General features: G+C 62.4%; 21 protein-coding genes. 12 read left to right on the top strand and 9 right to left on the bottom strand.

The genetic code is table 11. The features are described from left to right. Positions 1-18 precede the first annotated feature (18 nt). Positions 19-1,068 carry a methyltransferase gene (locus tag R3E82_08125; GenBank protein MEZ5550839.1) on the bottom strand — a complete coding sequence of 350 codons (1,050 nt, stop codon included), beginning with the start codon at positions 1,066-1,068 and terminating at the stop codon, positions 19-21. A 73-nt stretch (positions 1,069-1,141) separates the two neighbouring features. On the opposite strand from R3E82_08125, the gene R3E82_08120 reads away from it, so the two are divergent. After that, the gene (locus R3E82_08120; protein ID MEZ5550838.1) at positions 1,142-2,008 is read left to right on the top strand and encodes an SDR family oxidoreductase; all 867 of its coding nucleotides are present in this window, start codon (positions 1,142-1,144) and stop codon (positions 2,006-2,008) included. Further along, entirely contained in the window at positions 2,005-2,958 is a 954-nt protein-coding gene (locus tag R3E82_08115) for a DUF3667 domain-containing protein (GenBank protein ID MEZ5550837.1), read from the top strand. The genes R3E82_08120 and R3E82_08115 overlap by 4 nt, the downstream gene beginning before the upstream one ends. Positions 2,959-3,053: 95 nt before the next feature. Here the strand turns inward: R3E82_08115 and R3E82_08110 are convergent, their stop codons facing one another. Next, positions 3,054-3,209: a hypothetical protein gene (locus R3E82_08110; GenBank protein MEZ5550836.1), complete on the bottom strand. Its 156-nt coding sequence runs from the start codon at positions 3,207-3,209 to the stop codon at positions 3,054-3,056. Positions 3,210-3,448: 239 nt separating this feature from the next. Between R3E82_08110 and R3E82_08105 the strand changes: the two genes are divergently transcribed. Then, positions 3,449-4,483: an alpha/beta hydrolase gene (locus R3E82_08105; GenBank protein ID MEZ5550835.1), complete on the top strand. Its 1,035-nt coding sequence runs from the start codon at positions 3,449-3,451 to the stop codon at positions 4,481-4,483. A 33-nt stretch (positions 4,484-4,516) separates the two neighbouring features. Beyond that, positions 4,517-4,867 carry a RidA family protein gene (locus R3E82_08100; protein MEZ5550834.1) on the top strand — a complete coding sequence of 117 codons (351 nt, stop codon included), beginning with the start codon at positions 4,517-4,519 and terminating at the stop codon, positions 4,865-4,867. 66 nt (positions 4,868-4,933) lie between these two features. Here the strand turns inward: R3E82_08100 and R3E82_08095 are convergent, their stop codons facing one another. From R3E82_08095 to R3E82_08085, 3 genes are read right to left on the bottom strand one after another with little or no spacing between them, the layout of a single operon-like run. Beyond that, on the bottom strand, positions 4,934-5,221 hold the full coding sequence (locus R3E82_08095) for a hypothetical protein (protein ID MEZ5550833.1): 288 nt from the start codon (positions 5,219-5,221) through the stop codon (positions 4,934-4,936). 18 nt (positions 5,222-5,239) lie between these two features. Next, positions 5,240-5,728 (bottom strand): glycine/sarcosine/betaine reductase selenoprotein B family protein, encoded by a 489-nt coding sequence (locus R3E82_08090; GenBank protein MEZ5550832.1) that lies wholly within the window; start codon positions 5,726-5,728, stop codon positions 5,240-5,242. A 50-nt stretch (positions 5,729-5,778) separates the two neighbouring features. After that, entirely contained in the window at positions 5,779-6,567 is a 789-nt protein-coding gene (locus R3E82_08085) for an enoyl-CoA hydratase/isomerase family protein (GenBank protein ID MEZ5550831.1), read from the bottom strand. A gap of 190 nt (positions 6,568-6,757) precedes the next feature. Here R3E82_08085 and R3E82_08080 point away from each other — a divergent pair, with 190 nt between their 5' ends. From R3E82_08080 to R3E82_08050, 7 genes are all read left to right on the top strand, one after another. Beyond that, the gene (locus tag R3E82_08080) at positions 6,758-9,184 is read left to right on the top strand and encodes a thiamine pyrophosphate-dependent enzyme (protein ID MEZ5550830.1); all 2,427 of its coding nucleotides are present in this window, start codon (positions 6,758-6,760) and stop codon (positions 9,182-9,184) included. Continuing rightward, on the top strand, positions 9,174-10,238 hold the full coding sequence (locus R3E82_08075) for an ACP S-malonyltransferase (GenBank protein MEZ5550829.1): 1,065 nt from the start codon (positions 9,174-9,176) through the stop codon (positions 10,236-10,238). The genes R3E82_08080 and R3E82_08075 overlap by 11 nt, the downstream gene beginning before the upstream one ends. 78 nt (positions 10,239-10,316) lie before the next feature. Then, complete coding sequence (locus R3E82_08070; protein ID MEZ5550828.1) at positions 10,317-11,462, top strand: serine hydrolase domain-containing protein; 1,146 nt, start codon at positions 10,317-10,319, stop codon at positions 11,460-11,462. 142 nt (positions 11,463-11,604) lie between these two features. Beyond that, positions 11,605-13,092, top strand: coding sequence for an aldehyde dehydrogenase family protein (locus tag R3E82_08065; GenBank protein MEZ5550827.1), 1,488 nt, complete (start codon positions 11,605-11,607; stop codon positions 13,090-13,092). Between the two features lie 78 nt (positions 13,093-13,170). After that, positions 13,171-14,274, top strand: coding sequence for a saccharopine dehydrogenase C-terminal domain-containing protein (locus R3E82_08060; GenBank protein MEZ5550826.1), 1,104 nt, complete (start codon positions 13,171-13,173; stop codon positions 14,272-14,274). Between the two features lie 170 nt (positions 14,275-14,444). Further along, a complete protein-coding gene (locus R3E82_08055) occupies positions 14,445-15,485 on the top strand; it encodes a peptidyl-alpha-hydroxyglycine alpha-amidating lyase family protein (GenBank protein ID MEZ5550825.1) in 1,041 nt (346 codons plus the stop codon). A 19-nt stretch (positions 15,486-15,504) separates the two neighbouring features. Further along, positions 15,505-16,299: an enoyl-CoA hydratase-related protein gene (locus tag R3E82_08050; GenBank protein ID MEZ5550824.1), complete on the top strand. Its 795-nt coding sequence runs from the start codon at positions 15,505-15,507 to the stop codon at positions 16,297-16,299. 76 nt (positions 16,300-16,375) lie between these two features. Here the strand turns inward: R3E82_08050 and R3E82_08045 are convergent, their stop codons facing one another. Together R3E82_08045 and R3E82_08040 are read right to left on the bottom strand one after the other, a co-directional pair. Further along, positions 16,376-17,638: a serine hydrolase domain-containing protein gene (locus R3E82_08045; GenBank protein ID MEZ5550823.1), complete on the bottom strand. Its 1,263-nt coding sequence runs from the start codon at positions 17,636-17,638 to the stop codon at positions 16,376-16,378. A 63-nt stretch (positions 17,639-17,701) separates the two neighbouring features. After that, positions 17,702-18,934 (bottom strand): MFS transporter, encoded by a 1,233-nt coding sequence (locus R3E82_08040; GenBank protein MEZ5550822.1) that lies wholly within the window; start codon positions 18,932-18,934, stop codon positions 17,702-17,704. Between the two features lie 272 nt (positions 18,935-19,206). Here R3E82_08040 and R3E82_08035 point away from each other — a divergent pair, with 272 nt between their 5' ends. Further along, complete coding sequence (locus tag R3E82_08035) at positions 19,207-19,521, top strand: hypothetical protein (protein MEZ5550821.1); 315 nt, start codon at positions 19,207-19,209, stop codon at positions 19,519-19,521. Here the strand turns inward: R3E82_08035 and R3E82_08030 are convergent. Next, the gene (locus R3E82_08030) at positions 19,444-20,481 is read right to left on the bottom strand and encodes an alpha/beta hydrolase (GenBank protein ID MEZ5550820.1); all 1,038 of its coding nucleotides are present in this window, start codon (positions 20,479-20,481) and stop codon (positions 19,444-19,446) included. The genes R3E82_08035 and R3E82_08030 overlap by 78 nt on opposite strands. Positions 20,482-20,726: 245 nt before the next feature. Further along, on the bottom strand, positions 20,727-20,882 hold the full coding sequence (locus R3E82_08025; protein MEZ5550819.1) for a hypothetical protein: 156 nt from the start codon (positions 20,880-20,882) through the stop codon (positions 20,727-20,729). Between the last annotated feature and the right edge of the window lie 35 nt (positions 20,883-20,917).

The following is a 20,917-nucleotide window of genomic DNA, read 5'->3' as shown; positions in this document are numbered from 1 at the left end:
GGTGTCCCCGGGCCGCACCTACCCGGGTGGTTTGATTCCGCTCACCCGGGTCAGGGTTTCGGGAATGAACTCGTGCACGGCGACATCGATGAAGCCCGCTGATTCCAGATAGCCGACCGCGTCGGTTACCGAGTGGGCGAGTCCGGTGGACCCGTTCAGGGCTTCCGATAGACCCCAGAGTGCCGGTGCCAGAGGGCCACGATGATCCGCATCGAGCATTTCCCCGATCAGGTGGAATTCTCCGCCCGGCAGCAGCGCAGCCTGCACCCGGGCAACGACGCCGGCGATGATCTCGCGGCTGTACTGAGGCAGATTGGAGGCCATGATGGCGCAGTCCGCATCCGTCGGCAGGGGGTCAGCAGTGAAATCACAGACACTGGCGGTGACCCGATCCGCGACACCATGCTGGGCGATGAATTCCCGGGTGACTTCCACCACCGGGCCCAGATCCAGTACTTCGGCCACCAGCGCCGGGTGTGTCTGGGCAGCCACGATGCAGTAGCAGCCCGAGCCGCCACCGAGATCCATGAGCTTACGTCGCCCCGCGAGATTTACCTGGCTGTGAAAACGGCGTGCCGCACCCATACCGATGGAGTAGGTGGCCTCGTGATAGGCGCGGGCACGCTCGACGGTGAAAGTTTCATCGTACATGCCGAGCCGGCGACGGCTTTCCGCGTCGGTTTTCAGATGGTCGGTGAGATGCCCCCAGGCCTCCCAGCGGGGTTTGCCGAAGAGCATCCAGGGCCCGGCGTAGGAGCGGGATCCCTGCACGAGGAAGCGCGCCACATCGGGTGCGTTGCTGAAGACGCCGTCGGTCAGCTGCAGGAGTTCCATCGCCACCAGCGCGGTCAGCAGCCGCTCGGCATTGAGCTCGTCGATGCCCATTCCTGCGGCGGCACTGGAGAGGGTGTTGCCGCCCTGCTCGATCACCGTGAAGGTATTCAGTTCGACGGCGCTCATCAGCGCCGCCGACTCCCAGAAAGCCTTGCTGATGCGCTGCAGGCGCACCGTATCGACTCGGGTTGGGTCGGTCTTCTGACCAGTGGCTGGTCCGGGTATTGTGCTCATGGCTACGTCCTCCGGGATTGAAAGGTATCATGGTCGCCTACCGGACTGGTGGTTGTCAGCAGAGGGGGTGTCGGTGTCATATCGATCGGGATTTCGTGCCGGTCTGTTCGAAGGGCAGACCATCTTTATTCCTGGCGGCGGCGGCGGACTCGGTCGCTGTATTGCGCATGAGCTGGCTGCACTGGGTGCGCACCTGGTGCTCAGCGGACGTACACTGGCCAAACTTGACAGGACACGATCGGAAATCGAAGAGGATGGCGGCCGGGTACTGGGCTGCTACACGGCTGAACTGCGTGACGAAACGGAAGTGCGTGATCTGGTGGCCAAGGTGCTCGATAGGCATGGCGCCTTCGACGGACTGGTAAATGCCGCCGGGGGTCAGTTTCCGGCACAGCTGAAGGATCTCTCACTCAACGGCTGGAATGCCGTGCTGCACAACAATCTCACCAGCTATTTTCTGCTGGCACGGGAAGCCTTCAATCAGTGCCTCGCGGATCGTGGTGGCAGCATTGTGAACATCGGTGCCGATCACGACCGGGGGATGCCTGGTATGGGGCATAACGGTGCTGCGCGCGCAGGGCTGAGTAATCTGACGTATACGGCTGCCACCGAATGGGCACATGCCGGAGTGCGGGTGAACTGTGTGATCCCCGGATTCATCGCCACGACAGGGCTCGATCGCTATCCCGAGGCGGACTGGCCTGCGCTCAAAGCGATCGAACGCCAGGTGCCGCTGCGGCGCCATGGCACTGCAGCGGAAGTCTCTGCCATGGTGGTGTTTCTGATGTCGGAAATGGCCGCCTATGTGACCGGTGCGGAGTTCCGTGTGGATGGTGGTATCCACAATGGCAGCGGAGGCTTCCTGTTCCGGGCACCGGAGCCACGCAGACGCCAGGTTTACAACGGCTTCCACCGGGATGAGCCGTCGAAGCTGCTGTGAGCGCGACCCGGTGTGCCAACTGTGGGGCCCGGCGCACGGGCCGCTTCTGTTCGAGCTGCGGGCAGAACGATCGGGATTACCAGCGCTCGCTGCCGCCAATGCTGGGGGAAATGCTGCGGGAAACCTTCGAGGTGGACGCACGTCTGGTGCAGACACTGAAACGCCTGCTGTTCCAGCCCGGGGCACTGACCGAAGAATTCTCGAGCAATCGGCGGGCGAGCTATGTCAGCCCGATTCGCCTCTATCTGTTTGTCAGCCTGGCATTTTTCTTTCTGCTGGCAGTCAATGTGGACATCGAGCTGTCCCGTGCGCAGATGCGCGTCGATGTAGAGATCGCTGAGTCGATCGCAGCTGCCGATATGGGTCCCCTGCGTGAGCGCCTTGATGAAGCACACCGCTACAAGGTGGATGAAATCCTCATGCGGCCCGCAGATGCGATCAGTCGCTCCCTGCTGATAGAGCTGAGCCAGTCCCTGGCGGAGGGGGAGGGCGAAGGGCTCCATCCCGATCTGCTGAACCTGATTCTGGACGGACTCTACGAGCCACGTCTGGCCTTCGAACGCTCCCTCGACAATCTGCCGGTGGCCATGTTCCTCATGCTGCCGATTTATGCCGGATTACTGGCGCTGCTTTATGTTCAGAAGCGTCGTTACTTCGTCGAGCATCTGGTATTCGCCGTGCATGTGCAGACGTTTGTTTTTCTGGCGCTGATCATTCTCCTGCTGCTGCCGAATCAGACAGCGCTGCCTCGGCTCGATCAGGCGATTGCAGGGGTTGAAGCGGTGCTGATGGCGGTGACGTTTGTGTATCAGTACCAGGCACTGAGGCGCTACTACGGGGAAGGCAGGTTCGCCACCCTGATAAAGTTTTCCGTATTGCTGTTCGTGTACTTCGTGCTGCTCGTACCGGCTCTGCTCGGGGTGATGTTCGTCGCTTTTGTCGCCGGTTGACGACTGCCGGTTGATGACTCGCACAGGCTGGGTCGCAGCCTGGGCGCCAGGCCCGGTGACAGTGCTCTCAGTAACCTGACCAGGCCATCAGGCCATCAGGCCATCAGGCCTCCGGTGATGCCAATCAGCACGGCCGCAGAGATACAGCCGGTAAACCAGCGTGCGTAGCTTGGCAGGTCCCGCCACCAGTGTTCGAGCTGATCGAATTTTCCTGGCAGAGTGTGTGTCTGGAGTTGTATTTCAGGTTGCATCGGGGTTGCCTCTCTTTTAAGGGAAACCTTTGACGACAGGCCAAAGATAGCGCCGGATTCTCGATGAATACCCCAGAAATGAGGGAAGATGCTGCAGAAATACGGGAGGACTCAAACGGCGCACCTGAGCTTCTGTCCCAGTCAGGGCGCGCACTTCGGCCCCGCGCAGCGCGCAGGATGGTATTCTCCGCGGCTGCCGGCTGATCAACGAATTCAATTTTTTCCACACAGGTCGAATCATGGCATCAAAAATCGAAAGTGACCGAAGAATAGATCCCCGCATCCGGATGATCATGGGTGCGATCCCGAGTACCACCCAGAGCAACGTGGACACCCGCGAACAGCTCCTCGAAGAGGCCAACAGCGAGTCAGCGATGGCGGCCCGCGAAGGCATGAAGGTGTTCATGGAAGCCTGCGACAGCGAGGAAATAGCACCCTCAGCGGGTCTGGTGATCCGTACCCTGGATTTCAGGTCCGCGCCGGACGGCAACAGCATCAAGGTGCAGTTCATCCGACCGGATACCGACGCCATCCTGCCCTGTGTGTATTACATCCATGGCGGTGGGATGCAGACGATGTCCTGCTTCGACGGCATGTATCGAGCCTGGGGCAGGATCATTGCCGCACAGGGTGTGGCGGTCGCGATGGTGGACTTCCGCAACTGCCTCACCCCGTCCTCTGCGCCCGAAGTGCTGCCGTTCCCCGCCGGGCTGAACGACTGTGTGTCCGGGGTCAAATGGCTGCATGGCAAGGCGGGCGAACTGAAGATCGATCCCGCCCGCATCATCGTTGCCGGTGAAAGTGGTGGGGGTAATCTGACCCTGGCCACCGGACTGAAGCTGAAACAGGACGGAGATCTGAACCTGATCCAGGGACTGTATGCGCTGTGTCCCTACATCGCGGGCAGCTGGCCCCAGGATAAGTACCCGTCTTCCACAGAAAACAACGGCATACTCCTCGACCTGCACAACAATCGTGGCGCCATGGCCTACGGTATCGACGAATTCGAAAAGCGCAATCCGCTCGCCTGGCCAGGCTTCGCCAGCGAAGCGGATGTGACAGGACTGGTACCCACGGTGATCAGCGTCAACGAGTGCGACCCGTTACGTGACGAAGGCATCGAGTTCTACCGGCTGCTGCTGCAGGCCGGTGTGCCGGCGCGCTGCCGTCAGGTGATGGGCACGGTCCATGGCACGGAGGTTTTTGCAATCTCCGCACCCGACGTGAGCCGCGAGACCGCGGCCAGCATTGCGCACTTTGTGCGCGGTGGGTGAGAACGCCCCGTTCATTCAACTGGAGCTATCCACATGAGCATCAGACGACTACATGTCGGTCCGCGTCTTTCGCAGATCGCCATACACGGCAATACGATCTATTCCGCAGGGATCGTTGCGGACGACCCCAAACAGGATGCGGCGGAGCAGACCCGCCAGATCCTCGCCCGCATCGACCAGTACCTGGAAGAAGCCGGGTCCGATAAAAGCCGCCTGCTGTCGGTCACCATCTGGCTGGCAGACATGAAGGACTACAAACCGATGAACGGCGTCTGGGATGCCTGGGTTGCGCCAGGCAATTCACCACCCCGGGCCTGTGTGGAGGCGAAGCTGGCGACGCCGGACTACAAGGTGGAGATCCGCGTGGTTGCAGCGAAAGACTGAGAGGCGATACGGCGGGCGCCCGGATTCGCTGCAGCGGCGGCAGATCGAGTGCCCCCGGTAATCCGTTCAACCCATCGTGTTCGCACTGCCAGGCCGGAACTCGAATGGCTCGGACCACTCGGTCGGAAAATCTTCGAGAATCCCGCCTTGCGTAGCCGTTTCAATCAGCGAAAGTGCCCGCCGGAGGATCAGGGTCTGGGTCTCCACATCACCTGCAGCGCCGAAGTTGTTGCCCATCGGGTGATTCACGAACAGTGCCCGGGGTGGCTTCACCAGGGAGATGAGATCCCGGCCGGTTGCCACACACACCGTGGCGATGCCGCGTTCTTCGACCAGGCGACATACCAGACCCACGGTCTGGTGGTCGAGGGGTCATGAGGGTGCGGCGATGAGTACATCCACACCATCTGCGATGAGTGCATCGGCAAAGGCAGGCCCGGACTCGTTCAGTACCTTGCTGCGGTTGTAGATGCGACCCATGAAGCCGCTCCAGAATCGCGGGGCGACACTGCCGATCTCTCCCCGTGCGGCGAATTCCCGCAGGCGCTCCAGGGGGAAGATGCAGTTGATGTCGCGGTCGGCGTCGCTGTGATCGTAGTAGCTGTCGTGGACCTGGAAGTCATCACCCGCAGTATCCGAAGGTATAGCATCCAGGCGATGGTCGTTGCGGGCGTCCGGGTTGAAGGCGGGCAGGGCACACTGTGAGACACCACCCGAGGTGAGCAGGCTCACCTTACATTCCCGCAGTGGCCTGCTGAGCCGGTGCAGGGGTGCGGTGTCGTTGACCGTCCACTGATAGGGCGGGTTGCCAAGGGATCCGTAGTAGCTGTTGAGCGTGTCTACATAGCGGATGGGCTGCATCGGGGATTCTCCTTTTCGGTACTGTTTCTCGTTCGACGTCTGCGCGTTGCTCAGTGCTTTTTCCTGTCCGCTTTACTGTTGAAGCGATTGCGTGCGGCACGGGCATCGTCGCTGGCAGCGGTAAGCTGGCTCTGGTCTGCGTCCGCGAAACTGGCCGCTCTGTTCAACGCTGTCACCTGGGCGTTCACGGCCTCCTTGATCATGCGGGTGGCGATGGCGGGCATGTCTGCCGCTGTACGAGCCATCTCGAGCGCTTTTGCCACAGTCTGACCATCCGCGGCGACTGCGTCCACCAGGCCCCAGTCCAGGGCGGTAGCGGAATCCATGCGCTCGCAGAGGATGCAGATGCGCTTGGCCCGGGCCGGCCCCACCATGTTCACCAGGCGCGGCAGGGCGCCCCATTGCAGATTCAGTCCGATCTGCACTTCCGGTACCCACAGATAGCAGCTTTCGCCCATGACCCGCCAGTCGCAGGCCAGGGGCAGTGCTACACCGGCACCGACGGCGAGTTTCTCCATGGCCGCGATGGTGATCTGTGGCATGGCTTCCCAGGCTTCGCACAGACGCACGCCACGATAGAAAATCTGCCGGCGTTCCAGGTCAGAAAGGGACGGGTCGCTGCGCGTGGACAGATCTTCCAGATCCGCCCCGGCGGAAAAATAATTCGTCGATCCGGTCAGCACCACCGCGCGGGTTTTCACATCGTCGTGAAAACTGCGGGCGACGGCGGTGAGTTCGAGGATGAGCTGGCCGTCGAATGCATTGAGGTTCTTCTTGCGGTCGAAGGTGATGGTGGCGATCGGACCATCGTGTTCGACGCTGACGTAACTGGATGACATGGTTTTTCCCCTGGGCCACTGATCGGTTGAGGTCTGTCTGCGAGGCTGGTTGCCGGACATCTGCCGCTGCTGGCAACGGCGTTTCCGCAGAGGCTCAGAGTATCCGACGCTTGAGCCGCGGATGCCAACTTTCGGTACCCGGCAACGGACGGTATGATCGCACCCCCCTGATGCCACAAGTCCAGAGCTCGTGAGCGAAGCCCCCCATATCCGCCTGATGCGCAGCTTCCGCGAGCGGGTGGCTGCCGGTGCTCTGCCCGGACCGAGGCACAACCTGAACGCTGCTGCGGTCGGGATCACACCCGAGCGGCTGGTCTCCGTTTTCGAAAGTCAGCTCATGAGTCGCCATCTGGACTACGCGGCGCGTCGACTCGGCGAACAGAAGCGCGGCTTCTACTCCATCGGCTCCGCCGGTCACGAGGGCAATGCGGCGGTGGCCAGTGTGCTGCGGCCCACAGATATTGCCTTTCTGCACTACCGCTCAGGCGCTTTCCTCATCGAGCGTCAGAAGCAACAGCCCGGGTCCACGCCGCTGTGGGACATGGCGCTGTCCTTTGTCGCCAGCAGCGAAGATCCGGTATCCGGCGGGCGCCACAAGGTGCTGGGCAGCCACGCACTCAAGGTGCCGCCCCAGACCAGCACCATTGCCTCCCATCTGCCGAAGGCGGTTGGGGCGGCATTCTCGATCCCGTTGGCTCGTCTGTTGAATGCGGACTTTGCCGAGCTGCCCTTCGATGCACTGGCGCTGGTGAGCTTCGGAGATGCCAGTGCCAATCATTCCACGGCGCAGGGTGCGCTCAATGGCGCGGCGCTGACCGCCTACCGGCGCCTGTCGCTGCCGCTGATCTTTCTCTGCGAAGACAACGGCATCGGCATCTCGGTGCCGACGCCGGGTAACTGGATCGCAGCGAATTATGCCAACCGTCCCGGTCTGCACTATCTGCACGCCGACGGCACTGAGATCCTCGAAGTACTGGCTGTCGCTCAGGAAGCGGCGCAGATCGCCCGGCAGCAGCGCAAACCGGTGTTTCTGCATCTGGAGATGGTGCGACTCATGGGTCATGCCGGCTCGGATGTGGAAAGCGCCTATCGGCCGGGTACGGAAATCGAGGCGGCGGAGGCGGCCGATCCACTGCTGAAAACGGCGCGCACCCTCATCGATGAGGGCATCCTCGCAGAAGCGCAGATTCTTGAGATGGAAGCTCAGATCGCCGAGCGGGTGAACCGCATTACTGAACTGGCGAGCGCCAGGCCCAAGCTCACCAGCGCCGCCGCCGTGATGCGTTCGATCCTGCCGGGTGGCGACGCACTGCTCGCACCGCTCGATGCTGCACGCGACAGCGCGCCTGGCAGCGTTCCCGGCAGCGCGCGCGATGAAGGGCAGGATCCCGCGCACAACGATGTGCATGACAAGGCGTACGCCAGTGTGCGTGAAAGTTCGCTGGTCTGGTCGACGGCAACGGCCGCCATTGACCGGCGGGCGACGGTTACTCCGCAACATCTTTCCAGACTCATCTCCCTGACCCTTGCAGGCATCCTCGCGAATGATCCGCGCGCGCTGGTATTCGGCGAAGATGTGGGGCGTAAAGGCGGCGTGTATGGCGCCACCACGCGACTGCAGGGCGAGTTCGGTCTGCGCCGGGTGTTTGATACCCATCTCGACGAGCAGTCGATACTCGGACTCGCCATTGGCCTGGCCCATAACGGCTTTGTGCCCCTGCCGGAAATCCAGTTTCTCGCCTATGTGCACAATGCCGAAGATCAGATCCGCGGGGAGGCGGCGACCCTGTCGTTCTTCTCGGACGGCCGTGCAGCCAACCCGATGGTCATCCGTATCGCCGGGCTCGCCTACCAGCGCGGTTTCGGCGGACACTTTCATAACGATAATGCCATCGCCGTGTTCCGTGACATTCCCGGCCTGGTACTCGCCACACCGTCCCGCGGCGACGACGCCGTCGGCATGCTGCGCACCTGCTACCGGCTGGCCCGGGAGCAGGGGCGGGTGGTGGTGTTCCTCGAACCCATCGCCCTGTACAGCGTCAAAGACCTCTATGAAGAAGGCGATGGCCTCATGAGTTTCAGTTACGAAGCGGTGACAGGCGAGGTCGAGTTCGGCCGTCCGGGAGTGGAAGGTGGAGAAGACGGGGATAGTGCAGTGGATGTCGCCATTGTCTCCTATGCCAACGGCGCCTATCTGTCGCGGCGGGCGCGACGCACGCTGGAAGCCGAAGGTATCTCCAGCCGGCTCATCGATCTGCGCTGGCTCAATCCACTGCCCGTCGACGCGGTGCACGACGCCATCGGTGCGGCGCAACGGGTGCTCATCGTGGATGAATGTCGGCGCACCGCCTCGCCGAGCGAAGAACTGATCACTGGACTCATCGAGCGCGGATTGTCGTTACCGCTTGCGCGGATCACCGCCGAGGACAGCTTCATTCCTCTGGGAGCCGCCGCCTACGAAGTGCTGCCGAGTGAAGATCGTATCGTCGCCCGGGTGCGGCAGATGATGGCCGCCACGACCGCTGACCCGGGTGGCAGGAAGCCTGCCACCGGTAAGAAGCCCACCGCAGGCAAGAAGCCCTCCACAGGCAAGCGGGATACCGACCGTGGCCACTGAGCACAGTCCCGGCCCACGTCGGCCAACCGCAGTGGTGATCGCCCCGGGGCGGGGTACCTACAACACTTCAGAGTTGGGATATCTCTCTAAATATCATGGAGATAAGTCAGATTTCCTCGATTCAATCGACCAGTTCCGTGCCGGGCTGGAGCGGGAATCGGTGCGTGCCCTGGATGGGTCCGAGAAATTCTCCCTGTCCCGCCACACCCGGGGCAGCAATGCGGCCGGCCTGATCTACGCCTGTGCCCTGGCGGATTTTCAGGACATCGGGGATTTCGACATCGTGGCCATCACCGGTAACTCGATGGGCTGGTATCTGGCCCTGGCAGCGGGCGGCTGCCTCGACTGGCGCGGTACGGGCCCGGGCTCGGGGATCGAACTGACGGAAACCATGGCCGGCCTGATGGATGCGGAAGGCGTTGGCGGCCAGCTCCTGTATCCGCTGGTCGACAGCGACTGGCAACCGGCTCCGGCCAGAGTGGCGGCCGTCAACTCAGTGCTGGCACAGATGCCCGAGCTGCAGGTATCGATCCGGATGGGCGGATCCGTGGTGCTGGCCGGTCCCGACGCCGTGCTGCGTGCGGCGATGCAGGTGCTGCCCGAAGTGGAGGGACGCTTCCCGCTGCGGCTTGCCAATCACGCAGCCTTTCACACCGCACTGCTTGCACCGGTGAGCGCACGCGCCTTCGAGGTGCTGCCGGTCAACCACCTGCAACCGCCCCGGGTACCCCTCATCGATGGCCGCGGCGCCATCTGGCAGTCCTGGTGTGATCTCGATGCGCTGCGTCGCTACACCCTCGGCACACAGGTGACCGAGCGCTACGATTTCACCCATGCCATCGAAGTCGCGCTCAAGGAATTTGCCCCCGACCGGCTGATCCTGCTGGGTCCCGGTTCGACCCTGGGCGCACCCGTGCTGCAGACGCTGACCGCGCAGCGCTGGCTGGGCCTGGACAGCAAAGCCCGGTGGCAGGAGCGCCAGGCGCAAGACCCGTTCCTGCTGGCCATGGGCATCGAGGCCCAGCGCACACTCGCTACCCGCACCGGTTGTTGACTATCCGCTCAGATGCGCCGCAGATTCCGATCACCGGCTCGCCCTTTTTCTCAAAGACGTTAACTAAGGAACTGCAAGATGCCCGATAACAGCCCCACCATCCACGGCCACTGCGATCCCCGTTTCGAAGCGGTGAAACAGGCCTTTGCAAACAACTTCGCCGAACACGGTGATGTCGGCGCCAGTGTGGCGGTCACCCACAATGGTGAGTACGTGGTCGACCTCTGGGCCGGCAGTCGCGACGCGGCGGGTGAGGAGCCCTGGCAGGAAGACACCATCGTCAACGTCTACTCCACCACCAAAACCATGGCGGCACTGTGCGCCCTGGTGCTGGCCGATCAGGGTGAGATCGATTTCGAGGCGAAGGTGGCCGACTACTGGCCCGAATTCGCTCAGAACGGTAAAGGCGATGTGCGGGTAAAACACGTCATGAGCCACAGCGCGGGCCTGTCCGGACTGGATGTGCAGATCAGTGCCGAGCAGGCCTATGACTGGGATTTCATGATCGACACCCTGGCGAAGCAGGCCCCCTGGTGGGCGCCGGGCACGCAGAGTGGTTACCACGCCCTCACCCAGGGCTATCTGATCGGTGAAGTGGTGCGACGGGTGACAGGTCAGAGTCTCGGCACCTTTTTCAGGGAGCAGATTGCCCAGCCGCTGCAAGCGGACTTTCACATTGGTACCGGAGAAGAACACTTTGCCCGGATCGGCGAACTGATTCCGCCGCTGGCCGGACCTGCCAGCCAGGCCGGTGATCCGGACAGCATTGCCGCCCGCACCTTCCGCTCGCCCGCCATCGATGCGAAGGACTCCCGCACACCCGGCTGGCGCAAAGCGGAGATTCCGGCCGCCAACGGACACGGCAATGCGCGTTCGGTGGTGCGGGTGCAGTCGGTGCTGGCCAATGGCGGCGAAGCCTTCGGCAAACGCATCCTGAGCGAAGCGGGCTGTGCCCGGGTCTTCGAAGAACAGACCAATGGTCCGGATCTGGTGCTGGGTATCCCGGTGCGTTTCGGCATGGGTTACGGACTCACCAGCGAACTGATGCCGATGGGGCCGAATCCGCGGGTCGCCTACTGGGGCGGCTGGGGTGGCTCGTCCATCGTGGTGGATGCAGACGCCAGGTTATGTGTGTCCTATGTGATGAATCGCATGGAGGCCAATCTCACCGGCGATCCCCGGGGCTTCGGCATCCTGGGTGCCGCGTTGCAGTCGGTACTTTGAGCACCGCGGTAGGCAAAGGTAGAATCGCCGCCCTCGCCATCCCCGGGAAAAATGCTGCAGAAGCGCCATTTTCCACCCATTGAAAGACTGCAGGAATAAGACAATGCCCCATCTGGACGTGATCACCCGAGCAGGCATCCGCATGGCGGGCGCCTACCCCGAAGGTTTTGCACGAGGCACTGCCGCTGGGGAACTGATTGTCCGCTCGCCCATCGACGGTGCCGAAATGGCGCGTCTGCAGCCCCACAGTCAGGCCGATGTGACGCGCATGATCGAGCAGGCCGACGCTGCCTTCCGTGCCTGGCGCAGCGTGCCGGCCCCGCGGCGCGGTGAGTTCGTGCGTCTGTTCGGCGAGGCGTTGCGCGCGGAGAAAGTGGCACTGGCGCAGCTGGTTTCCAGCGAATGCGGCAAGATCCTCGCGGAGGGTCTCGGCGAAGTGCAGGAAATGATCGATATCTGCGATTTCGCGGTGGGTCTGTCCCGCCAGCTCTATGGGCTGACCATGCCTTCCGAGCGCCCCGGTCACGTGATGCGTGAACTGTGGCAGCCGATGGGCGTCTGCGGGGTGATTTCGGCCTTCAACTTCCCGGTGGCCGTCTGGTCATGGAACGCGGCACTCGCGCTGGTCTGCGGCGACAGCGTGATCTGGAAGCCGTCGGAGAAGACACCGCTGACCGCGCTGGCGGTGCAGAACATTTTCGAGCGGGTGGCGGCCGGTTTCCAGGAAGCACCAGCGTATCTGAATCAGGTACTCATCGGGGATGCCACCATCGGTGCTGCGCTGGTTGCCAGTCCCCGGGTGCCGATCATTTCTGCAACCGGATCCACTGCCATGGGGCGGGCGGTAGCGCCGGTGGTTGCGGCAAGATTCGGCCGCTGCATCCTCGAACTGGGCGGCAACAACGGCATGATCGTAGCGCCCTCCGCCGATCTGGAACTGGCGGTACGGGCAATCGTCTTTTCCGCAGTCGGCACGGCGGGCCAGCGCTGCACCACGTTGCGCCGCCTGTTTGTCCACGACAGTGTCTACGACGAGCTGCTGGCGCCGTTGCGGAAGATCTACGCGAAGCTGTCTATCGGCAGTCCGCTCGAAGAAGGGGTGCTGGTCGGTCCGCTGGTCGACGCCGAAGCCGGTGCGTGCATGACGGCTGCACTGGAGACTGCGCGTGCGCAGGGCGGCCAGGTGCATGGTGGTGGACGGTTGCTCGAAGACAGGTACCCGGACGCCTGTTATGTGCAGCCCGCAATCGTCGAGATGCCGGGTCAGACCGACATCGTGAAACACGAAACCTTCGCGCCTATCCTCTATGTGATGCGCTACCGCAGCTTCGAAGAGGTCGTGGCGACCCACAACGACGTACCCCAGGGGCTTTCCTCCTGTGTGTTCACCGGCAGCGTCAAAGAGGCCGAATATTTCCAGTCACCGGCCGGATCGGACTGCGGCATTGCCAACATCAATATCGGACCATCGGGTGCGGAAATCGGCGGCGCCTTCGGTGGTGAAAAGGAAACCGGCGGTGGCCGGGAATCCGGATCCGATGCCTGGAAAGCTTATATGCGCCGGCAGACGGTGACGGTGAATGCATCCGACGCACTGCCACTGGCTCAGGGTATCAATTTCGATGTGTGAACCGGTCACCGGCGCATCCTTGCGGGCAGGGATACGGGCAGGGAGGGTTGAATCGAACGCAGCTTGTGAGGACTCTCGATGAGCGCTGACAGAATCAGAAAAATAGCGGTGGTCGGTCTCGGTGGTGTGGGAGAGCTCGCTGCACGCCTGCTGCACGACACCGGCTTCGCCGTGACCGGAGTGGACGTGCGGGCACCGGAGGCTGAAGTGCCGTTCCCGGTGGTGACCGCATCCGCCGCATCGATGGACAAGCTCAGGAAGGTTCTGAAAGGTCAGGACGCGGTATTGTCCTGTCTGCCTTATCACCTCAACAAGGATCTCGCGCGGCTCGCCAGCGAACTCGGCATCTTCTACTTCGATCTCACCGAAGACGTGCCCACCATGGAACTCATTCTCGAACTGTCGAAGACCAGCAAACGCCTCATGGCGCCCCAGTGTGGTCTGGCGCCGGGCTTCGTCGGCATCGTAGGTGCCCATCTGGCCGAGCAGTTCGAAACCATCCGTTCCATCAAGCTGCGGGTCGGTGCACTGCCTCAACATCCCACCGGACTGCTGGCCTATTCGTTCAACTGGTCGCCGGAAGGGGTGGTCAACGAGTACCTCAACGATTGCGAAGTGATCGAACTCGGCGAACACAAATGGGTGTCGCCCATGGAGTGGATCGAGACGGTGCATGTCAACGGTGTGCGGCTCGAAGCTTTCACCACTTCCGGCGGACTGGGCACCATGTGCGAGACCTACAAAGGTCGTGTCGCCAATCTCGACTACAAGACCATGCGTTACCCGGGCCACTGCTCGCTGATGAATTTCTTCTTCCACGAGCTGCTGATGCGCGATGACCGGGCGCTGGCCGGAAAGATCCTCACCAACGCCAAGCCACCGGTGGACGAAGATGTGGTGCACGTACACGTTTCGGCGGAGGGCATGCAGGGTGAGCGCCTCAGTCGCCGGGAGTTCGTGCGTTCCTACTATCCGGTGAAGATTCACGACCGAATCTGGCGCGCCATCGCCTGGACCACCGCCTCCTCAGTGTGTGCGGTCATCGAAATGGTGAACAACGGCACTCTGCCGGAGACCGGTTTCCTGCATCAGGAGAAGATTCCTCTGGAGGATTTCTTCCTCACGGTAAACGGCAGCCGCTACGCGGCCCACGGCCAGGGTCGCAGCTGGGAAGAGGAGTAGCTTCGGCCTGCCTTCCGAGCGCTCCGGAAAACGGCGCGCCGTTGTGTACAATCGACCGGGTCCTGAGTGCGCCTGCGCCAGGTGCACGTCCGCATGTCTGCACGCGTGCATATCTGCGCAAGCGCACAGGATGCGAATTCGCCAACAACAGAATCCCCGGGGGAAACCAGATGACGCGTCCCGATTTAACCGCACGACCTTGGCTGGCCGCGCTGCTGAGTGCACTGGCCCTGATCAGCGCTGCTGCGATCGCCGAGAACCACGCGCCCAACCCTTACACCACCATCGAAAACTGGGGCAAGCTGCCGGAGGGGCGCACCTGGGGGTCTACCAGCGCCATCTATCCGACCCGGGACGGCAGACACATCTGGGTGGGCGAGCGCTGCGGGGCCAATGTCTGTGTCGGCAGCGATCTGGATCCGATCCTGCTCTTCGACCTCGACGGCAATCTGGTACGCAGTTTCGGTGCCGGTCTGATTGCCTGGCCCCACGGGCTGCATGTGGACGCCGACGACAATGTCTGGGTCGCGGATGCGGTGGGCTACGCGCCGGTCCCGGAAGGCTGGGGGCATGTGGTCTACAAATTCAGCCCCACCGGCAAGGTGCTGATGGTGCTCGGTAAGAAAGGCGTTGCTGGCGCTGGTAAGGACACCTTCCGCAAGCCCAATGATGTGGTGGTGGCGCCAAACGGTGACATCTTTGTGGCTGACGGTCACGGTTCCGCGCCGGATGAACCGGTCAACAACCGCATCGTGAAGTTCGCCGCCGACGGTACCTATCTCATGGAGTGGGGCGTGCCGGGTGGAGACCGCAGCGAGTTGAACGAACCCCACGGGCTTGCCATGGATTCCCAGGGCCGCATCTTTGTCGCCGACCGTCAGAACAGCCGTATCGTGATTTTTGATCAGCAGGGCCAGCACCTCGGTACCTGGACTCAGTTCGGCAGACCCAGCGGCCTGTTCATCGATGGCAATGACAAGCTGTATTCCGCCGACTCCGAATCCAATGCGCGGCGCAATACGGGCTGGAAGCGGGGCATCCGCATCGGCAGTGTAAAGGATGGTTTTGTCACCGCCTTCATCCCGGATCCGGAACCGGATCAGGACAACTCGGGCACCAGTGGTGCCGAAGGGGTCGCCGTGGACGCCATGGGGAATGTCTACGGTGCGGAAGTGGGCCCGAAGGGCGTGAAGAAATACGTGCGCAAATAGCGCAGCAGAGGAGCCGGTAATGAGCGAAGTGCTGACAGAAGATCGGGGCCACGCGCGCTGGATCATCCTCAACCGACCCGAAGCCATGAATGCCATCACCGGCACCATGCTCACCGAACTCAATGATGTGCTGAAGGCGGCGGATGACGATCCTGAGGTGCGGGTGGTTCTGCTCACCGGTGCCGGACGTGCCTTCTGCGCGGGGCTGGATCTCAAGCAGGCGGCCGCCGGTGAGGGCATTGGCGGGGCCGGACTCGCCAGCGCGGGCGCGCGTCATTACTCGACCCGGGAAATCTGCACCGTGACCCTGCAGCGCATGGATACGCCGGTGATCGGGGTGATCAATGGTGCTGCAGCCGGTTATGGTCTCGACCTGGCGCTGGGTTGTGACATGCGGCTGATGTCGGATAAGGCGGTGCTGATGCCGGGTTTTGCGAAGATGGGTGTGGTGCCCGAAAGCGGTGGCACCTGGTATCTGCCGCGGCTGCTCGGCTGGGCCAAGGCCTGCGAGGTGTCCATGCTCGGTGATCCGCTCAATGCCCAGGCCGCCGTCGACTGTGGACTGGCGAATCGGGCAGTGCCTGCTGCTGAACTGGAGAACACGGCCCAGGACTGGGCGGACCGGATCGCCGCGAACGCACCGCTGGCCATCGCCGAGATGAAGCGCCTGTTCCGCCACGGCCAGACCCAGGATTTTGAAAGCCACTCACACCATGTGCTGATGTCGGTGCTGAACCTGTTCAAGTCGGAGGATTTCCGGGAAGGGGTGCAGTCTTTCGCGGAGAAGCGTCCACCGAATTTCAAGGGAAAATAACCGGACTCTCAGCGATGTTCCTGCATCGCTCGATGGCTCTGCATCGCTCGATGGTCCTGCATCGCACCTGCCAGGGTCAGGAAAGCGCCACGTGCCTTCGTCGATAGCTTATCCAGCGGAGGACCGCTGCCAGCAGCCAGATCACACCCAGCCCGACGAGCGCGATGCGGATGCTTGAGTCTGTGACGTAGCCCAGTCCCAGAAAATCCGGTTTCCCCGTCTGCCAGAAAACCCATTCAAACCCCAGATAGGTTGCCAGTGACCGGTTTCCGGAGGCGAGTGCAATAAAAGCGTCCCGGCTAGCGGGGTTGATGCGCAGTGACGAGTTGATGGCGGGTTCGTTCTGGCCGTCGTGGCCGTAGACGAAATCGCCTGAACCGGTGCCTGCATACAGGATAGTGCCCAGTCCCCAGATCTCGAATCCGAACAGGCTCGCCTGGGGTGCGCGCATGTGCCGCAGAGTGTCCTGAGCGATCACATCCGGTGCACGATCGTTCAGGACAGCGTCTGCCAGACGGGTCAGATCTGCCGCGGTGGACGCGAAGCCGGTGGCAGCGCTGGCCGCGTACTGGTAAAGCTCGGCTGGCGTGCCGTCCGGGTTGTACACATTGGCTGCGTTTTCTCTAAGCCCCGGAAAACCATAGGTGGATCGCGACATACCCAGAGGATCGAGCAGGGACGACTGCATGTACGCGGGAAAGGTCTGTCCCGTCACGTCCTCGATCAGCAGTTGCAGAATCAGATAGCCGCCCCCGGAGTAGTCCCATTCACTGCCGGGTGTTCGGCCCAGGACAATCTGGACTTTCTCTCCCGAGGATGAGCGGGGATTGTTGAGTGATTCGACCAGCGAGGGGAGGGTTTCACCGATCGCGTACTCGCCGAAGCCAAGGCCGTCGGTCAATCCGGCGGTGTGACTGAGGAGTTGTCTGACGGTCACCGCTGCGCTTTGGTACGGGCTGTCGGGAATCTGCCAGCGTCTGAGATAGGTCGAAACCGGCGCATCCAGTTCGACCCGGCCGGATTGCGCAAGGTGCATGACGCCGAGTGCGGTAATCCATTTGCTTAAGGATGCGGTAGGAAACAGGGTATCCCGGTCGATCTTCTGACTCTGCTTGAGGAAGCCTTCAGCGAAGCGTTCGCCATCCTCGATCAGCACCAGTGCGAAATTACCCCTGTTGTGTGACTGCGCATAAGCCATGGCCGCCTGCCGGAACGCTGCAGGGTCGGTGCTGTCGGTCAGAGGGGTGTGCCACCAGCCGTTCACTGTGGTGTAGCCCACCAGCAGGATCCAGCCAGCCGATGCAACCGCCGCCACTGAAACGATTCGCAGAATGTTCACATGCTGCTCCACGGGTAGTCCATATCACTGATGGTCAGAGCCTGCATCCTGTGTCTTCGAGGCTCAACTGGCCCGTCGGGCGAGCCGGGCCAGCCGCGCAGTGGCAAGCATCATCCCCGCGGCCACCGCTGCCAGGCCGATCAGTCCGGGCGTGAAACTGCCTGTGGTGTCATAGAGCAGCCCGAGCCCCAGTGGCCCCAGCACGCCGCCGACTTCGGCAAAGGAAAAGAACAGTCCGCTGGCGGTGCCCGTTCTGCGCGGATTCATGCCGGGCAGTTCCATCAGCGTCAGAATCAGGACCGTCATCAGGGAAGCGCGCACCAGACCCTGCAGCAGCAGCGCACCGGTCAGCACCAGGGGTGCGGTGCTCAGCAGCAGCAGACAGGAGACAGCGCCGGCGAGACACAGCCCTGCCAGGATGCGGAAGCGACGCTCGGGCGTCGCCAGTCTGGGAATGGTCAGCGACCCCAGAATGCCGACCAGCATAGGCAGTGCGGCCCAGTAGCCGGCCGCCGTGATCGACATGCCACCGCTGCGCAGCAGCTCCGGCAGCCAGTTGCTCAAGCCGTGATTGATGAGAAACACACCCACACTCATGGCGAGTACCAGGCGCACGGCGGGCATTGCGAGCAGCACCATGACAACAGAGCGACTGGGCGCGACCCTGCCGGCAATGGCATCCTCCGAAGCGGGCGGATCCGCCGCGCCGGGCGCTTCGGGGAACCCGGGCACGCGCTGACCACACCAGGCCGTGATCGCCCACCAGAGAATCGCCGCCAGCAGGCCCACGGTACCCCACAGCAGCATGATGGCGCGCCAGCTCTCAGCAAACAGCGGCATCAGCAGCGGGTGGGTGAGGGTGAGGGCGAGGATGCCACCCAGGGTCGGGCCGGTGATATAGATGCCCATCGCAAGCCCCCGGCGGGTACCGGAGAAAACCTGGGCCACCACCTTTGGCGCACCGGACGAAATGATCGGTCCGCCGATGCCGAACACCATCACTGCCAGCAGCAGCGCCCAGTAGCCGTCTGCCAGCGCGCGGCCGGCCGCTGAGGCGGCGATCAGCAGCACGCCGATAAGCAGTGCACGCCGGCTGCCCAGGCGATCGAGCAGCAGTCCGCCGGGAATCGCTGCGGCGATGTAGGCCAGTTGCCAGGCACCCATGATGCTGCCCATGGCAGAGTGGGACAGACCCAGATCCGCCTCGATCACCCCTACCAGGGGTGCCAGGGAGCTCGCGATGGCGCCGAAGGCCAGATAGCAGACCCAGAGCCCGAAGAGCAGAATCCACTGCAATTTTTCACAATCCACTTGGCTAAACGATCAATCGACTATAAATTTGCGCTCCGATGGTGACCAGGGTGTGATTCTCCGGGTCCTAACTGGCGAATATTCGGCACCTTATGCCGGGGTCCTGACAGCCGGACTCGCTGTCCGAGTTGGCTGGACGCCAGGGCGAGAAACGTAGTGTTCAGAGAATATTCAGTTGAAACAGTGTGTTATGGGCGTTATCGGGAAATTGGTATGGATGCTGCTGCATTTTTTACCAGCCGCCCTGGAGTGAGTTGATGAGTCAGCCCTTATCGGACCGCCGCCTGCACAGCGAAAACCTGGCCTATGCCGGGACCGGCGGCGTCAGCCAGAACAACGGCCGGGCGGGTTTCGTGCCAGCCTTCCGCGACGATGCCACCGGCAGGGTGGAAGTGGCCCGGATGGAAAATGGCGAACCGGCCACCATGCATCTGCTGTGTGCCTTACCCGATGAGTGGGTGTGTGCGCGGGATGCGGATGGGCGGGTGACGGCTTTACTCGCCTCCGTCGTTGCGGGATTTGTTCGGGAAGGTCGCTTCTACACCCGGGAGGAAGCTGCCGCCCTGGTCTGACTGCAGTCCACGCAGGAAGATTCTCACATCCGCCGCCGAACGCTTCGGCACCTCTTCCATCGGCAGGTGGCCGACATGCTCGTACACCACCAGCGTGCTGTCGGGAATCGTCGCTGCGAAGCGCTCGCCCACCGCTACCGGAATCAGTGTGTCGGTATCTCCCCAGAGGATGAGTGTGGGTACACGAATTCTGTTCAGAGGCGTTTGCGTTGCGGAGCTGTTGCGATTCTGACTGAAGCGTTTCAGGGTTGCCGCGCGTGTACCCGAACGCATGTTGAGTGTGTAGTAGCGTTCGATGAGAGCGTCGCTGACCAGCGCAGGATTCGCGTAAGAAGATTTCAGTCCCTGGGAGACCAGATAGGCCGGATCCAGATAGCGGGCGATGGACTGGAACCAGCTCAGGCGCAGCAGTCTGAAAGCCAGAGGGGATTCACCGGGTGTGTCTCCCTCCGCTACCGCACGCCAATCGGCGGGACCCGACGCATCGACCAGAATCAGGGCAACCACTTCCCGGGGATGTCGGAGCGTATAGCGCCAGGCGACACCGCCACCCATCGAGTTGCCGCCGAGGACGAATGCCGGCAGAGCAAGGTGTCGGGTCAGCGCCTGCACCACGTCCATATAGGCCTCGGCGGAGTAGTCGTCTTCCGGCGTCCGCCCTGTCAAGCCGTGTCCAGGCAGATCCAGGCTGACGATCCGGTACTCGCTACCGAGGGTGGCGACCCAGGGTTCCCAGGTGTGCAGGGAGGCGTTGGAACCGTGGATCAGAACCAGCGGCAGCCCATCCGGCCTGCCTTCGTCCCGATAGTGAATGCGGGCGCCGGACTCGAGGGTGAGGAAGCGCGATGCTGCACTCGTGTATCTGGCGTCAACCGTCTCTGCCGGGATGTCATGCTCGAAAACGCCGAAGGCGACGATGACTGCGATCAGCAGCCCGAAAAACGACAGATATTTGAACAACGGCTCGACCCCTTGCCTGAAGTGAAAGGGCAGACTGGTAGACTGCCCTGGCGATGATGCGATGCAGGGGTCAATGATGTTGGAAGTAAGCCTGCATGCACAAGGGCGCATACAGCGGGATCAGAAGATTGTGAGCACCGGGGTGTGCAATGGGCGGGCCCGAAGTGCCGGCAGTACCCGGTTTCCCGGACTGATCCGCCCTCCCTGTGCGGGGAAGGCGGATCTGTCGGGGGTGGTACAGGCTGCTAGGCTGCCACTGAGCTGGCCGCCTGCGCTTCTCGCGCCAGCAGCTGGAGGGCCGCCTTCAGGGAAAGATAGAAAGCGTCGGGCTGATATTCGTCCAGTTCAAATTCGTCGTCGAACTCATCCGTGACGCCGTTGCCGAAGTATTGATCTTCCATGAGTCTTACCATCCTTTTAAGTAAGTTTTTATTTG

It is taken from the genome of Pseudomonadales bacterium (genome assembly GCA_041395945.1).
Taxonomy (GTDB): Bacteria; Pseudomonadota; Gammaproteobacteria; order Pseudomonadales; family Azotimanducaceae; genus SZUA-309.
This window is presented reverse-complemented; position numbering and strand designations above follow the sequence as displayed.

Coding starts and splice junctions, on each gene's coding strand:
- R3E82_08105 (MEZ5550835.1), top strand. CDS start 3,449: ATGGCATCAAAAATCGAAAGTGACCGAAGAATAGATCCCCGCATCCGG.
- R3E82_08055 (MEZ5550825.1), top strand. CDS start 14,445: ATGACGCGTCCCGATTTAACCGCACGACCTTGGCTGGCCGCGCTGCTG.
- R3E82_08125 (MEZ5550839.1), bottom strand. CDS start 1,068: ATGAGCACAATACCCGGACCAGCCACTGGTCAGAAGACCGACCCAACC.
- R3E82_08025 (MEZ5550819.1), bottom strand. CDS start 20,882: ATGGAAGATCAATACTTCGGCAACGGCGTCACGGATGAGTTCGACGAC.
- R3E82_08090 (MEZ5550832.1), bottom strand. CDS start 5,728: ATGCAGCCCATCCGCTATGTAGACACGCTCAACAGCTACTACGGATCC.
- R3E82_08035 (MEZ5550821.1), top strand. CDS start 19,207: ATGAGTCAGCCCTTATCGGACCGCCGCCTGCACAGCGAAAACCTGGCC.
- R3E82_08070 (MEZ5550828.1), top strand. CDS start 10,317: ATGCCCGATAACAGCCCCACCATCCACGGCCACTGCGATCCCCGTTTC.
- R3E82_08085 (MEZ5550831.1), bottom strand. CDS start 6,567: ATGTCATCCAGTTACGTCAGCGTCGAACACGATGGTCCGATCGCCACC.
- R3E82_08065 (MEZ5550827.1), top strand. CDS start 11,605: ATGGCGGGCGCCTACCCCGAAGGTTTTGCACGAGGCACTGCCGCTGGG.
- R3E82_08060 (MEZ5550826.1), top strand. CDS start 13,171: ATGAGCGCTGACAGAATCAGAAAAATAGCGGTGGTCGGTCTCGGTGGT.
- R3E82_08110 (MEZ5550836.1), bottom strand. CDS start 3,209: ATGCAACCTGAAATACAACTCCAGACACACACTCTGCCAGGAAAATTC.
- R3E82_08050 (MEZ5550824.1), top strand. CDS start 15,505: ATGAGCGAAGTGCTGACAGAAGATCGGGGCCACGCGCGCTGGATCATC.
- R3E82_08100 (MEZ5550834.1), top strand. CDS start 4,517: ATGAGCATCAGACGACTACATGTCGGTCCGCGTCTTTCGCAGATCGCC.